Raw genomic sequence first — 14,534 nt, forward strand, 5'->3', positions numbered from 1 at the left:
CAGATGGATCTTCAGCTCAGGGGAAAGATCGCGGTCGTCACCGGCGGGACACGTGGGATCGGCAAGGCCATCGCGCGCTCGCTCGCCGGCGAAGGCATGGATGTTGCGATTGTCGGGCGCGATCTGTCCGCTGCGACCGCCACAGCTTCGGAGATTGCGGGCGAGACGGGCCGTACCGTACGCGCCTATTCAGCCGACACCGGCAAGGATGACGCGGTTCGCGCCGCAGTCGCCGCTATCCATTCGGATTTCGGCCGGATCGACGTACTGGTGAACAGCGCCGCGCAGCCGAGCGGGCAGGCGAAGCCGCCGACCCTGAGCGAGATTACCGACGACATCTTCTGGAGCGACGTCAATGTCAAGGTGATGGGCTATCTGCGCATGGCGCGGGAAGTGGCACCTCTGATGACGAAGCAGGGCTGGGGCCGCATCATCAATATCAGCGGGCTCGGCGCGCGGCAGACCGGCGTGACCGTCGGCAGTATTCGCAATGTTGGTGTCGCGGCGCTGACCAAGAACCTCGCCGACGAACTCGGGCCGGGCGGCATCAACGTGACCTGCGTTCATCCGGGTCTCACGCGCACCGAGAAGACGGCTGGCGTCATCGAATGGCGCGCCAGCACCCAGAAAAAGACGAAAGAGGAGGTCGAGAAGGCGATGAACGATCTCAATACAATCCGCCGTCTCGTGACGGCGGAGGAGATCGGCCATATCGTCGCGTTTCTCGCGTCGCCGAAGTCCATCGCCATCAATGGCGACGCCATCGCGGCGGGTGGCGGCGTTCCGGGCAGCATCTACTACTGAGCCGTCACGACCTGTGCAGGATCAGGGTGAGCTCCAGCTCGCGGAAGCGCGTGTAGTTGTCGCGCACCCACTGATGCAGTTCGGATGACTGATCCCTGTTGCTGCGCAGATAATGCGTGAACGAAAAATTCAGCCGCGTGATGATCGATTTCAGGAAACCCGGCAGCGCCGCGATCCTGAACGTCCGGACGCGGCCGAATGTCTTCGGCAGTTCGCCCCACAGCACATGCTCGTTTTCCACCAGCACCAGCGCGGCATTCGGAAACGTTTCACGCAGCATGGTCCAGGCGACAGCCGAAGCGCGGTCGCGATCCGGGATGAAAAGAACGACGGGATCGATGCCGCGGCGCTCCGCTTCCTTCATCAGGCCGATCTCGGCGATGATCTTGAAGAAATCGTCGAATGCATGGAAGCCGAGGTCGATGACCTTCGGAACGCCGTCATTCACGATCAGCCGATCCATCAGCGCCATCTGCCCGAAGGTGTCGTTGATGACAGCGGTTTCGGTGACGCCGGGCAGATAGTTGAGCAGCGACGGCTCGCGCAGGTTGATGTCGAAGGCGGACACTGCCCCGTGCTTGAGCAGCAAGAACTCGGTCAGCAACCTCGCGATCAACGTCTTGCCGACCGCGGGACGGGGAGAGCAGACGATATAGAGCGGCGTGCGGCGCATCTGTGCGATGTCCGAATGTCAGGACCGGACCACCGGATCAGATCTCGCTTGTGGGCGTCCGCGGCTTGTCCTTGGAGCCGACGATTTCGGTCAGCTTGATGCGGTCGAATTCACCCCAGACGTTGCCGAGCCAGTGGCGGACATAGCCGCGCAGCACGAACGAGTAGTTCGCGGCTTCATCCTTGGTGCCCTTGTTGGCGACGAACTTCAGGAACGGCACGGAGGCGACTTCGACCTGCTCGTAGGCCATTTCGTTCAGCTTCGGAATGGTGATCTCGGTCGCGTTCTTGATGCGATGGAAATACGAATTGTAGGTCGCCTGATCCCACTCGAAGAAGCTGGTGTTGTTGATGAAGTTCTTCACCAGGAAGTACTTCGCGCCGTCCATGAAGTTCGCGGTCTCGGCGATCTCGTCGAGCGAGGCGATCGAGGGTCCGAGAATATGGAACACGGCGAAGGTGATCTGGCCGGAGCGCGCGGCATCGAGAAAGCCGATGTCGCGGAGCGCTGCGAGGGTGGGGGACAGCAGTCCGGCGCGGACGTCGATGACGGTGACGCTGGTGCCGGATGTGTTCAGGGTGTCGAAGATTTTCATCTGATCGGACGTCGAGGTCACGTCGACGATCTCGGTGATGTCCGGATGAAAGCGCATCAGCGTACCGCGCGGCGATTCGGTATCGAAGGCGCGGGTCGGGATGTTGTTTGCGCTGAAATAGTCGAGAACGGTGCGCGAAACGGTGGTCTTGCCGACCCCACCCTTGTCTGCGCCTACCACGATGACTGCCGGTTTCGCCATAAGACCCCTTTTACGCGCTAAACACATCCGTCTGACGACGAAAGCTTAGCCTGCTTTCTGCCGGAACATGGCAGAAACGAGGGATAATTCAATTCTTGACCTCGCGGTTATGCTTAATAACTACCGGCTTTGTTAATACCTGCGGCTCCACGGACCGATGGAAGAGGGCGACGGTTGGGGGGAACTGCCCCAGGGGCCGGATTGTGGGTCCGATTGCGCGCCGGTTGGCGGCAATTGAGATGGTGCGGGATCGTCCTCTGACCTACCCGGCGCATTCTCCCGCTCGGCGCCGCTGGAGCCCGGCAGTGGCAGTGGGCCGGGGTCGCGACCGCCGGCATACTTCACCAGCGCCTTGACGCGGGAATCGACCGACGGGTGGGTGGCGAACAGGTCGGCGAAGCCCTCGCGCGGATTGTCGATGCACATTTCCATCACCGCGGAGGTTGCGCCCGGCAGTTCACCGCGGCCCTCAATCTTGCGCAGCGCCGAGATCATGGCATCCGGGTCTTTTGTGAGTTCGACGGAGCCCGCGTCTGCCAGCAATTCGCGCGACCGCGACAGGGCAAAGCGCACCACCAGCGACAGGCCCCATGCGAGGCCGATCAGGGCGATTGCCAGAAGCACGATAGCGAATGCGCCGCCACCCTTCTTGTCGCCGTCCGAGGACGATGAGGACCGTCCGCCGCTACTACCGCCCCCGAAACTCCAGTTGGAGTTGAAGAAGATGCGGAAAAACAGTTCGGCGAAAAAGCCGACCACGCCCGCGATGACGACGGCGACCACGAGCAATTGCACGTCCCCGTTGCGGATATGAGTTAGCTCGTGGCCGAGCACCGCCTCCATCTCGCGGTCGTTGAGCGCGTTCATCAGTCCGGTGGTTACACTGATGGCGTATTGCTTGCGGTTCAGGCCGGTCGCGAAGGCGTTGAGCGCCGGGCTGTCCACGATCTTGAGCTTCGGCATCGGGATGCCGCGCGAGATGCAGAGATTTTCAAGCAGATTGTACAGCCGCGGCTGTTCCTGCCGCGTGACGTCGTGTCCGCCTGTCACGGCGTCGATGAGCTTCTGGTGGAAGAAGTAGGCGATCACGATCCACACCGCCGCGCCTATCGTGGCGAGGGGAAACGCCTTGATGAGGTCGCGCGCCGCGAGGCTGATGTACACCTCGAACGGACGGTTGCTGTTGAGCGCCACTTCCGCCAGCAGCGCGCCGGCGAACACCATGACATAGACGAGCACGAACAGGCCGCCGAGCAGCAGCACCGAACGAAACTTGTTCGATGCGATATGCGTGTAAAGACCATACGCGGCCATGATGCGCTGCCCGTTCCTGAGGCCCGGTCAGACGGTCAGAATTTGACCGACGGCGCCTGCTCGAGCTGGCCGCGGCTTTCGCCGAGGTCGAAGAAGTCCTTCTTCGTGAACCCGAGCGCGCCCGCGAACAGGGCGGCCGGCAATTGCTGGATGCCGGTGTTGTATTCCTGCACGGCGTTGTTGAAGAAGCGGCGGCTGGCCGCGAGCTTGTTTTCGATGTCGGACAGTTCGGACTGCAACTGCTGGAAGTTGGCGTTGGCCTTGAGGTCCGGATAGGCCTCCGACAGGGCGATCAACCGGCCCAGTGCTGCGCCGAGCTGCCCTTCGGCCGCGGATACCTGCGCCGGTCCCTGCGCGGACATTGCGGCGTTGCGCGCCTTCACCACGTCTTCCAGCGTGCCCTTCTCGTGCGTCGCGTAGCCTTTGACGGTTTCGACGAGGTTCGGGATCAGATCGTGACGCTGCTTGAGCTGCACGTCGATGTCGGCGAAGGCTTGGCTGACGCGCTGCGCCAGTGCGACCAGGCGGTTGTAGGCGCCGAACACGAACAGGGCGATGACGACGAGGACACCGAGTAAAATCCAGCCGGACGACATGAGGGGAAACTCCTTGAGGACAACGAAGAGAGGCACCGTAGACGAAAAACCGCCCGCACGGCAGGGGCGGGTCCGATCACCGTTAGATCGTCCTCAAGGTAAAATGGTTCAATGATTTGATGCAATTCATGAAAAATCCCGCCCCTGAGCGCAGGAGCGGGATTTCTGATCGAAGCCGTTCAGCCGATCAAGGCTTGGCCATATGCCATGCGCCGTTGAGGAAGCCGTCGCCCGTGGTGTCGCCGGGCTTGGTGTCTTTCGCGAACGTATAGAGCGGCTTGCCCTTGAGAGCCCACATCTTGCTGCCGTCGTCGCGGGTGACGATGGTCCAGTCGCCCGACGCCTTGGCGTCAGCGGCGGCCATCAGCGGTGGCCAGTTGGTGGCGCAAGGACCGTTGCAGGCCGATTTGCCGCCCGTATCCTTGTCGAACGTATAGAGCGTCATGCCCTTGGCATCGACATAGACCTTGCCCTTCGGCGTGTCTGCGACCTTCGCGGCCTGCGCGAAGGCGGCGGATGATGCGAGCATGAAGGTCACAGCCGCAATCGCGGCGAATGTTTTGGACATTGCAGTTTACTCCTGATGAATTTGTGTCGGACGCGAACGCGTCATCAGGACAAACTCCGGCAGCTGAGAATTATTCCGGTTCCGCGCCCCCGTCGCGAAAAACAGCATCGCCCCAACTCCATTTTTTCGCGCGCTTGTATTCGGGTTTGTCCCGATGCGGGACGCTTGCGGCTTCTATTCCATCGGTCGTGCAAATTTTTGCAGTCACGGCGATCTTGGTGATGAGCGGCTGTGCCAGCACGCGGTCAGGGCGTCGTACGGGCGGCGTGCGCGACAAGGCGACGTAACTGAATTTTTCATCTTCATAGGGAAGGTCTGCGCCCTTGAGGTGTTTATGCGCGCGCGACCGCGCCAGTCGCTGTGAAAAATGACACCAGTCACGTGCGGTCAGCGGACATGCCGCGTCGTTCGGGCAGGGTGCGATCACATGCGCACCCGCCGCGATCAGGCGGGCCCGCAGATCGATGATCCGCGCATATCCCGACGGCGTGCCGGGCTCCACGACCAGCAGCGCGTCGCGCGTCTTTCCCCATAGCGCATCGGCGAATGCCGCGCGTTCGCCGTCGCCGAGTTCGTTGATCACATAGCTCGCGATGACGAGATCGGCATCCGGCGCCGCGGCGAGCAGCTTGCGCGCGTCGCCTGTGTCGTAGCGCATGGCGGCAAGGCGCGCGTCGGATTGCGCGAGATCAAGGGCGAGATGGCGCAGCGCCGTGTTGGCGTCCAGCAGCGTGAAGGTTGCGATGGATGCGAAAGCTTCGCTCGCAGCCCATGTCGCCGTTCCGGGTCCCGCGCCAACGTCGAGCAGGCTCTGCGGGGCAAAATTTGGATTGATCTCCACCAGCGCATTGAGGCTTGCCGTGACGGCGGCATAGGTCGCGGGCATCCGCGCCAGCGCATAGGCCAGCGCATCCTCACCGGTCCTGATGCGGGCTGATCCGCCGCCGCTGCGATAGGTCCGCGAGATCGTGTCCGCGCGCTGCGCAGCATCGTTGCGCGACAGGCCTTCGGCCTTGCGGGCTAACGCGGCTTTCAGCTCGGAGGGGAGATCAGGCGTCATGGGAGTCCTCAGGCCGGTCCGGCCTGAGGGCATTATGCCACGTTCTGGTCGAGAACCTTCATCGCGCCGTCGAGGTCGACGGAGACGAGCTGGGACACGCCACGCTCCGCCATGGTGACGCCGAACAGCCGGTTCATGCGCGCCATGGTGATCGGATTGTGGGTGATGATGATGAAGCGCGTCTCGGTGGACGAGGTCATCTCATGCAGCAGGTTGCAGAACCGCTCGACGTTATGGTCGTCCAGCGGCGCGTCGACTTCGTCCAGCACGCAGATCGGCGACGGATTGGTCAGGAACACCGCAAAGATCAGCGCCAGCGCGGTCAGCGCCTGCTCGCCGCCGGAAAGCAGCGATAGCGTCTGCGGCTTCTTGCCGGGTGGCTTGGCGATGATTTCGAGACCTGCTTCGAGCGGGTCTTCGCTCTCGATCAGGGTCAGCTCTGCCTGGCCGCCGCCGAACAGCTCGGTGAACATCCGCTTGAAGTGGCCATTGACCACCTCGAACGAAGTCAGCAGGCGCTCGCGCGCTTCCTTGTTGAGGCTCTGGATGCCCTGCCGCAGCCGCTTGATGGCTTCGACCAGATCGTCGCGCTCGGTGGTGAGCGTGAGATGCTGGGCCTCGACTTCGCGGAGTTCTTCTTCGGCGCGCAGGTTGACGGCGCCGAGACGCTCGCGGTCGCGACGCAGTTTCTCCAGATCGGTTTCGATGTCGCCGACGGCGGGAAGCTCGGTGTCGGGCGCAATCTCCGCCAGTGCTGCGACGCCCTGCGGCTCGACTTCGAGCATGTCGCGGATTTCGCGTTCGATGTCTTCGAGGCGACGCCGCGTGCCGTCCATGCGCTCCTCGGAGCGGGCGCAGGCCTCGCGTGCGGCGGACAATGCGTCGAGCGAGGCGCGCGCCGCACGATCGGTTTCCGCCATCAGGGTTTCGGCGGTTGCGAGCGCGTCGGCGGCGGTCCGGCGTTCGCCTTCCGCGAACTCGATTTCGCTGATGATCGCGCTGCGCTTTTCGGCGAACACGGCCGGCGCGTTTTCAAGCTCGGCGCGCTCGGTCTTGACCTCACCGATACGGGTTTCAACGGTCGCGATCTGCGATGCAGCGTTTTCCTTGCGGCTTTGCCATTCGTTGCGCTCGGCGACAATCGCCTGCACGCGACGGTCGGCCAGTTCAGCTTCACGGGCCAGGGCCTGCGCTTCGGCGCGCACCTGAGCCGCAAGACGGCGGTGACCGTCCATGTCGGCGCGCACGGCGGCGAGCTTTTCTTCGTTCTCCGCGCTGCCGGGCAATTCGCTGAGCGTGCTGATGGCGCTTTCATGCGCGCTGTGAGCTTCAGCGCGATCCGCAGCGAGTCGTGTTCCGCGTTCATCGAGAGCGGAACGGTGCGACGCGTGGCGGTTGATCTCGCGCTCGGCGGCAGCATGACGCTCGCGCGCGGTGTTGGCTTCGCGCTGGGCGTTGCGCGCGGCTTCGCGCGCGGTGCTCTCGGCGGCGGAAGCTGCCTTGAGTTCGGCGTCGGCCGTTTCGAGCGCCTGACGCTTTGCGGCGGCATCGGCGCGGGCCTGTTCGATTTCGGTTTCGATGTCCTTGAGACGTGCGCGCTCCGCCAGCCGTCGCGCGGCGCCGGTCGGGGCATGGGCCGCCGCGACGAAGCCGTCCCAGCGCCAGAGATCACCCTCGCGCGATACCAGCCGCTGGCCGGTCTTCAACTGCGAGGCAAGCTGCGCGCCGCGCTCGCGGCTGACGACGCCGATCTGCGCCAGACGCCGCGCCAGTTCCGGCGGAGCCATGACATGCTCGGCCAGCGCTTCGACGCCTGGCGGCAGCGACGGATCGCCCGCGACGACGCCAATGCTCGACCAGCGCATCGGCGCGGTCGGATCGACCGGTGCGTCGAGATCGTCGCCGAGTGCGGCGCCAAGCGCCTTCTCGAAACCCTTGGCGACACTCACGCCATCGATGATCGGCGGCCACAGATTCTTGGTCTCGCCGTTGACGAGCTTGGAGATCGTCTTGGCTTCGGTTTCCAGCCGCTGCACGCGCTTTTCGGCGTCCGCGAGCGGAGCACGCGAGGATTCCAGCGTGGCGCGCGCGGCGACATGAGCGGATTCGCTGGCCTGCGTGGCTGCCTCGGATTCCAACAGGGTCTCTTGCGCGGTTTCCATGGCCGCCGCGAGTTCGTTCAGATCGCCGAGACCGCCGGTTTCCGCGGCGAGCTTTGCGACTTCGCTCTCGACATTGGCGATGTCCTGATCGAGCCGTGCGAGACGGTCGCGATGGGTGCGGACATTGGCTTCGAACTGGTTACGCTTGGCGGTGAGGTCGGCCAGCGCGGTGGTCAATTCGGAGAAGGTGCGTTCGGCGGCGGCAAGCGTCGCCTCGGCCTCGGCCACACGCTCATCCGCGCCGCTGCGCTTCTCGACGCGCGACTTGATCTCGTCCTTGAGCTCGGTGTCTTCGGACTCGAGCCGCGCCAGCGCCACATCGGCGTCGGACAACTGACGCTGTTCGCGCTCGATATCGGCGGCGAACTGGGTGAGGCGGCGGTCGAGTTCGGTCACGCGCTCCTTGGCGCGCGCTTCCTCGCGATCGAGCATTTCGCGGGCGCTGGTCAGCCGCTGCAATCCGGCGGCGGCACGCGCTTCGTTCTCGCGCAGGCCCGGCAGTTCGGACGCACGGATCGCCTGAATGCGCGCGGATTCTGCCTGGTGCTGGACGCGTTCTGCATGTTCGCGAACGTTGAGGTCATGGGTCTGGCCCGCTTCCGCGACATCGGCGTGCGACTGAACCCAGCGCAGGTGAAACAACATGGCCTCGGCCTTGCGGACCTTGGCGGCGACTTCGCGATAGCGGATCGCCTGACGCGCCTGCTTCTTGAGGCCGTCGATCTGACCGGCCAGCTGGCCGATAACGTCTTCGACACGGGTCAGATTGGTTTCGGCTGCCTTGAGGCGCAGTTCGGCTTCATGGCGGCGGGCGTGAAGTCCAGCGACACCGGCTGCGTCTTCCAGCACGCGGCGGCGCTGGTCGGGCCGCGCCTGAATGATTTCGCCGATCTTGCCCTGGTGGACGAGAGCCGGTGAACGCGCACCGGTCGCGGCGTCCGCGAAAAGGATCTGCACGTCGCGCGCGCGCACGTCGCGGCCGTTGATGCGATAGACCGAGCCCGCTTCGCGCTCGATCCGGCGCGAGATTTCAAGAAATTCCTGATCGTTCATCGCGGACGGCGCGGAGCGATCGGAATTGTCGATGGTCATCGCCACTTCGGCGTGGTTGCGCGCGGGCCGGTTGCCGGAGCCGGCAAAGATCACGGCGTCCATGTCGGCGGCACGCAGCGACTTGTGTGAGGTTTCACCCATCGCCCAGCGCAGTGCTTCGACCAGGTTCGATTTGCCGCAACCATTCGGACCGACAACGCCGGTCAGACCCGGCTCGATCAGGAAATCGGTCGGCTCAACGAAGGACTTGAAGCCGTGAAGGCGAAGACGCGTGAGTTTCATGCAACTGATGCTCTGTTGGCCGGGCTGAAATCTTCAGCCGGGGCAAGGTCATAGCAGCCCTGTGCCAGTATAGCTGAGTCGCGGGATGCGCCTCGGACTGTCCGCACAATGGCGATGCTGGCTGCCGAGGGCAACCGGCCCTCGGGGCTTTTCCCAAGGGATTTCGGGCGTTTATAAGGGATTTCAGAGCGTTCGGGCGGGCGTTCCCGGATATTCGCGGAGTTCCCGAACCACTCTCAGCTCTTGAGCAGCGGCTTGATCAGCTTCTCGAAGCCCTCGAACGAGGTCTCGCCCTTCACCGGCGTGCCGTTGACGAAGAAGAACGGCGTCGAGTTGACCTTGAGCTTGGTATAGGCGTGCTCGCGCACGTCCAGGATGCCCTTCTGGATCGCCGGATCGCCCTGTACGCAATCCTTGATCATCTGCTCGCTGAAGCCGGCCTGCTTGCCGACGCGGTTGATGGTGCCGAGCGCATCGGACGCCAGATCGTTCTGCTGCTTGAACAGCATGTCGACGACCGCGAAATACTTCGGCGCATCATCCTTCGCCACGCAGCGCGCCAGCGCGGAGCCGGCGAGCGCAACCTGATCCAGCGGGAATTCGCGGAAGATGAAGCGCACCTTGCCGGTATCGATGTAGTCCGTCTTCAGCTTCGGGAAGACATCCTTGGTGAACGCCGCGCAGTGCGGGCAGGTCATCGAGGCGTATTCGATGATGGTGACGGAGGCGTCCTTGGAGCCGAGCGCCATGTCGCCCAGCGCGCCTGCCTTGTTGATGTCCTCGGCCGACTGGGCGCTGGCTTCTCCGAACAGCCGCAACGGCGACACGCCGATGGCTGCGGCAACGGCGGTCAGGGAAAGGGCGGCGTTAAAGGTGCGGCGCGTGATGTTCAACGGTCTGCTCCGGAAAGGCGTGCGAACGGCGTCGGATAACGCCTGTCGGGCACGTTCGCTAACTTGAAACGATGATTGTGGCAATGGCGGGCCGTCCATGGGCGGGCTGCCGGACCCTCAACTTCGCTTGATCGATGCGCCAAGCCGCGCCAACGCTCCGCGCAAGGCCTCGTCCTCGATGGTCCCAAGGCCGTCCGCGATCCTGGCGACCTCTGCGGCATCGGGTTTTTTCCGGACGTTCGGTGCCGGCCGGCGCGACAGCGGGGCCTGACGGAGCGCGATCCGCCCGACCGCGTTCCAGCCGAAGAAGCGGTTGACCCGCTCCAGAATGACATCCGAGGTGTGCTGGATTTCCAGCGCCATCGGACCCTCCACGCGCAGCACCAGCGTGGCCGGTTCCGGGTCTTGACCTTCGACGGGCCGCGGCCACTGGATTTTCAGCGGTTCCGAATGCGCTGCGACGTCCGCCCCTGCGATATCCGCCCAGCGCGTCACGAGTTCGCGCGACGCAAAGCCCTGCTTGGCGAAGACGTCGTTGATCGCGCCGCCGAGCAACGCGGATAACGGCTTTGCGTGGATGCGACCGGGCTTGTTCATGGGTGGTTGTCGTCGGTACATAGTGTGCCATGACCTTATCAGGTGCAGCACTGCGACGAAAGAAATCTCAGGATGACGGTGTAACCGGTCGTCCGGTGCTGTTGCTCGCCTGGTACGACCGCCACCGCCGCCAGTTGCCTTGGCGTGCGCTGCCGGATCAGACGAGCGATCCCTATCGCGTGTGGCTGTCGGAAATCATGCTGCAGCAGACCACGGTGAAAGCGGTCGGGCCGTATTTCGAGAAATTCACCGCGCGCTGGCCGACTGTCGCAGCACTTGGTGCGGCCTCGCTGGATGACGTGCTGCGAATGTGGGCCGGGCTCGGCTACTATTCCCGCGCGCGCAATCTCCATGCGTGTGCTGCCACGGTGCTGCGCGACCATGACGGCGTATTTCCCGACACCGAGGACGGTCTGCGTGCGTTGCCGGGGATCGGCCCCTATACGGCGGCGGCGATCGCCGCGATCGCATTCGGCCGCCGGACCATGCCGGTGGACGGCAACATCGAGCGCGTGGTGTCGCGTTTGTTCGCGGTGGAAGATCCGCTGCCGAAAGCGAAGCCGCTGATCCAGTCGCTTGCGTCGACATTGCTCGGGCCTGTGCGTGCAGGCGACAGCGCGCAGGCGCTGATGGATCTCGGCGCCACGATCTGCACGCCGAAGAAGCCTGCCTGCGTGCTGTGCCCGCTTAAAGACGATTGCGCGGCGCGGACGCGCGGCGATCAGGACACATTCCCGCGCAAGGCCGCAAAGAAGACCGGCGCGCTTCGGCGCGGCGCCGCGTTCGTGGTCACGCGCGGGAACGAGTTGCTGGTCCGCACGCGCGCCGAAAAAGGATTGCTCGGCGGCATGACCGAGGTGCCGACATCCGAATGGCTGGCTGGACATGACGACAAGGCGGCGCGCAGTCAGGCGCCCGACCTGAAAGCTGTTTCACGCTGGCATCGCAAGGCGGGCGTGGTGACGCATGTGTTCACGCATTTTCCGCTGGAGCTTGTGATTTACACCGCAGACGTTACTGCGCGCACCCGCGCGCCGGACGGCATGCGCTGGGTGCCGGTGGCGACGTTGAAAGACGAGGCGCTGCCGAATGTCATGCGCAAGGTGATCGCGCACGGGCTCGGCGATTAACCCGCGCTCGACAGCGCCGATGTTTCGGGGCGCGGCACGATCGGCGGTTTGGCGTTGAGCGCATCGACCTGAAAGCCTGCGACACGTTTGTAGGTGTTGGCGACGTCTTCCAGTTCCTGCCGCGACAGCACGTCGGTGACGACGCCGAAACCGTTCGGCGCGCGCTCTTCCACGATCTGCATGACCTGCTCGGGGCCGTTGCGGCGGTTGAGCTTCACCAGTTCAGTGGTGGCGGGGCGGCGTTCGGCTTCAAAGGCTTGAAGCGCCGCCGCCGTCTCGCCGTGGTTGAGAATTTCGCGCGTGATGACACGCGCATCGAGGATGGCCTGCGATGCGCCGTTGGAGCCGATCGGATACATCGGATGCGCGGCGTCGCCCATCAGCGTGACGTTGCCGAAGGTCCAGCGGTCGATCGGATCGCGGTCCACCAGCGGATATTCGTAGGCGTGCGGGCAGTTGCGGATCAGGCCGGGGACGTCGAGCCAGTCGAATGTCCAGTCCTCGAACCAGGGCAGGAATTCGTCGAGATTCGCGGTGCGGTTATAGTCCTCGCGCCGCCATGAATAGGTCGGCGGCATGAAGCGCTCGGCAATCCAGTTGATGCGGAATTTTCCGTTCGGCAGCGGCGCGTTGGAAATCGGATAGCAGACGAATTTCAGAATCTCGTGACCGGCCATGATCATGGTGCGGCCGGACAGGAACGCGTCGCTTTCGGTGATGCCGCGCCAGAGAATGCGGCCGTTCCAGATCGGCGGGCCTTCATCGGGATAAAGCTTCGCGCGCACGGCGGAATGGATTCCATCGGCCGCGATCAGCAGCGTGCCGTCATAGGTGCCGGCGTCCTTAGCCGTAGCCCTGTCGATGAAACTCGCGCGAACGCCGTCAGGCGTGTCGGTGAAATCGGACAGATGGTGGCTGTTCAGCAGGCTGTCGGCGCCGAGGCGTTCAATCACCGCATCGAGCAGGATCTGATGCAGGGTGCCACGGTGAATTGAGAACTGCGGCCACTTGTACCCGGCTTCAAGGCCGCGCGGCTCGCTCCAGATCGGTTTGCCGTGTTTGGAGAAATACGACAACTCCCGGGTGCGAACGCCGGCCGCGTCCAGCTTGTCGAGCAGTCCAAGCTCGATCAGTTCGCGCACCGCGTGCGGCAGTACGTTGATGCCGACGCCGAGCGGCTTCAGTTCCGGCACGCTCTCGAACACGCGGCACGGAATGCCGATCTGATGAAGGCTGAGCGCGAGCGTGAGCCCGCCGATCCCGCCACCTGCAATAAGAACTGTCATGAACGCTCCCGAGTTCGGAAACGTCATGACACAGGAATGGGAAAGGGGGCAATTGCGAAAGGCGAGAAAGCGGCGGCTTAGACCGCCGCCATCTCGCTGCGGATTTCAGCGCGCAGCTCGTCGATCAGCTTGAGACCCTTCTTGGTCTCGACATGCCAGAAGGTCCAGCCGTTGCAGGCTTCCGCGCCTTGCGCGATCGCGCCCATCCGATGGATCGAGCCGACCTTGTCGCCGAGCATGATGGCGCCGTCGGCACGTACCAGCGCGCCGTGCTTCTTCTTGGAATCCACCAGCTTGGTGCCGGGCAGGATCATGCCGCGCTCGACCAGTTCGGAGAATGCGACGCGCGGTGCGCCACGCGCGGTCATGAACGGAGCGAGCGTCGCTTCCGGCAGCGGTTCGATGGCGGCGATGCGCGCTTCGGCTGCGGCTGCGTAGGTCTTGTCGCGCTCGAAGCCGATGTAGCGGCGGCCGAGGCGTTTTGCGACAGCGCCGGTGGTGCCGGTGCCGTTGAAGGGGTCGATGATGAGATCGCCGGGCTTCGACGAGGACAGGATCACGCGCGCCAGCAGGCCTTCCGGCTTCTGCGTCGGGTGAACCTTCTTGCCGTCGCCGCCCTTGAGGCGTTCGTCGCCGGTGCAAAGCGGGATCAGCCAGTCGGAACGCGCCTGCACGTCCTCGTTGGCGGCCTTCAGCGCTTCGTAATTGAAGGTGTAGCCCTTGGCGTTCTCGTCACGCGCCGCCCAGATCATGGTCTCGTGCGCGTTGGTGAAGCGGCGGCCACGGAAATTCGGCATCGGATTGGTCTTGCGCCACACGATATCGTTGAGAACCCAGAAGCCGAGGTCCTGCATGATCGCGCCGACGCGGAAAATGTTGTGATAGGAGCCGATCACCCACAACGTTGCCGACGGCTTCATGATGCGGCGGCAGGCCAGCAGCCATGCGCGCGTGAAGTCGTCATAGGCGGCGAAGGATGAGAACTTGTCCCAGTCGTTGTTGACGGCATCGACATGAGATTCGTCGGGGCGTTTCAGATCGCCCTTGAGCTGCAGGTTGTACGGCGGATCTGCGAACACCAGATCGACCGAACCGGCCGGCAACTTCGACATCTCGGCGACGCAATCGCCAATGACGATATGCGAACTGGATGGCACTTCAAATTGAGTGCGGGGCGCCCTTGCAGACGCCCCGCGACGCGACACAACCATGACTCAAAACCTGACTCAGGCGACGCAGTCGGCGACGCGGGACTAACAAATCCGACTTTGATCACCATGATCGTCCAAGGTAAAAATCGGCTTAATCGAAAACAGGTTT

13 protein-coding genes are annotated in these 14,534 nt (G+C 63.8%); 2 read left to right on the forward strand and 11 right to left on the reverse strand.

Annotated elements, in window-relative coordinates; all coding sequences use genetic code 11:
* Positions 1–3 precede the first annotated feature (3 nt).
* Positions 4–804: an SDR family NAD(P)-dependent oxidoreductase gene (locus tag AC1RKJ_RS17135; protein WP_492792112.1), complete on the forward strand. Its 801-nt coding sequence runs from the start codon at positions 4–6 to the stop codon at positions 802–804.
* 4 nt (positions 805–808) lie between these two features.
* Here the strand turns inward: AC1RKJ_RS17135 and AC1RKJ_RS17140 are convergent, their stop codons facing one another.
* The 9 genes from AC1RKJ_RS17140 to AC1RKJ_RS17180 all read right to left on the reverse strand — a co-directional run bounded on the left by AC1RKJ_RS17140 (position 809) and on the right by AC1RKJ_RS17180 (position 10,798).
* Complete coding sequence (locus AC1RKJ_RS17140) at positions 809–1,477, reverse strand: P-loop NTPase family protein (protein ID WP_492792113.1); 669 nt, start codon at positions 1,475–1,477, stop codon at positions 809–811.
* Between the two features lie 37 nt (positions 1,478–1,514).
* Positions 1,515–2,273 (reverse strand): P-loop NTPase family protein, encoded by a 759-nt coding sequence (locus AC1RKJ_RS17145; protein ID WP_492792114.1) that lies wholly within the window; start codon positions 2,271–2,273, stop codon positions 1,515–1,517.
* Positions 2,274–2,405: 132 nt separating this feature from the next.
* A complete protein-coding gene (locus AC1RKJ_RS17150; RefSeq protein ID WP_492792115.1) occupies positions 2,406–3,587 on the reverse strand; it encodes a M48 family metallopeptidase in 1,182 nt (393 codons plus the stop codon).
* A 35-nt stretch (positions 3,588–3,622) separates the two neighbouring features.
* A complete protein-coding gene (locus tag AC1RKJ_RS17155) occupies positions 3,623–4,183 on the reverse strand; it encodes a LemA family protein (RefSeq protein ID WP_492792116.1) in 561 nt (186 codons plus the stop codon).
* A 187-nt stretch (positions 4,184–4,370) separates the two neighbouring features.
* Positions 4,371–4,751 (reverse strand): COG4315 family predicted lipoprotein, encoded by a 381-nt coding sequence (locus AC1RKJ_RS17160; protein WP_492792117.1) that lies wholly within the window; start codon positions 4,749–4,751, stop codon positions 4,371–4,373.
* Positions 4,752–4,821: 70 nt separating this feature from the next.
* Positions 4,822–5,811: a small ribosomal subunit Rsm22 family protein gene (locus AC1RKJ_RS17165; protein WP_492792118.1), complete on the reverse strand. Its 990-nt coding sequence runs from the start codon at positions 5,809–5,811 to the stop codon at positions 4,822–4,824.
* Between the two features lie 32 nt (positions 5,812–5,843).
* Positions 5,844–9,308, reverse strand: a complete 3,465-nt coding sequence (gene smc, locus AC1RKJ_RS17170; RefSeq protein ID WP_492792119.1) for a chromosome segregation protein SMC — start codon at positions 9,306–9,308, stop codon at positions 5,844–5,846.
* Positions 9,309–9,544: 236 nt separating this feature from the next.
* Positions 9,545–10,201, reverse strand: coding sequence for a DsbA family protein (locus AC1RKJ_RS17175; protein WP_492792120.1), 657 nt, complete (start codon positions 10,199–10,201; stop codon positions 9,545–9,547).
* Positions 10,202–10,318: 117 nt separating this feature from the next.
* Entirely contained in the window at positions 10,319–10,798 is a 480-nt protein-coding gene (locus AC1RKJ_RS17180) for a DUF721 domain-containing protein (protein WP_492792121.1), read from the reverse strand.
* A 29-nt stretch (positions 10,799–10,827) separates the two neighbouring features.
* On the opposite strand from AC1RKJ_RS17180, the gene mutY reads away from it, so the two are divergent.
* The gene (gene mutY / locus AC1RKJ_RS17185; RefSeq protein WP_492792122.1) at positions 10,828–11,928 is read left to right on the forward strand and encodes an A/G-specific adenine glycosylase; all 1,101 of its coding nucleotides are present in this window, start codon (positions 10,828–10,830) and stop codon (positions 11,926–11,928) included.
* On the opposite strand, the gene AC1RKJ_RS17190 is transcribed toward mutY, so the two are convergent.
* Positions 11,925–13,214, reverse strand: coding sequence for a flavin-dependent oxidoreductase (locus AC1RKJ_RS17190; RefSeq protein ID WP_492792123.1), 1,290 nt, complete (start codon positions 13,212–13,214; stop codon positions 11,925–11,927). The genes mutY and AC1RKJ_RS17190 overlap by 4 nt on opposite strands.
* 77 nt (positions 13,215–13,291) lie before the next feature.
* A complete protein-coding gene (locus AC1RKJ_RS17195; protein WP_492792124.1) occupies positions 13,292–14,425 on the reverse strand; it encodes a site-specific DNA-methyltransferase in 1,134 nt (377 codons plus the stop codon).
* Positions 14,426–14,534 lie beyond the last annotated feature (109 nt).

Source organism: Afipia sp. GW822-FHT04G07 (assembly GCF_058800765.1).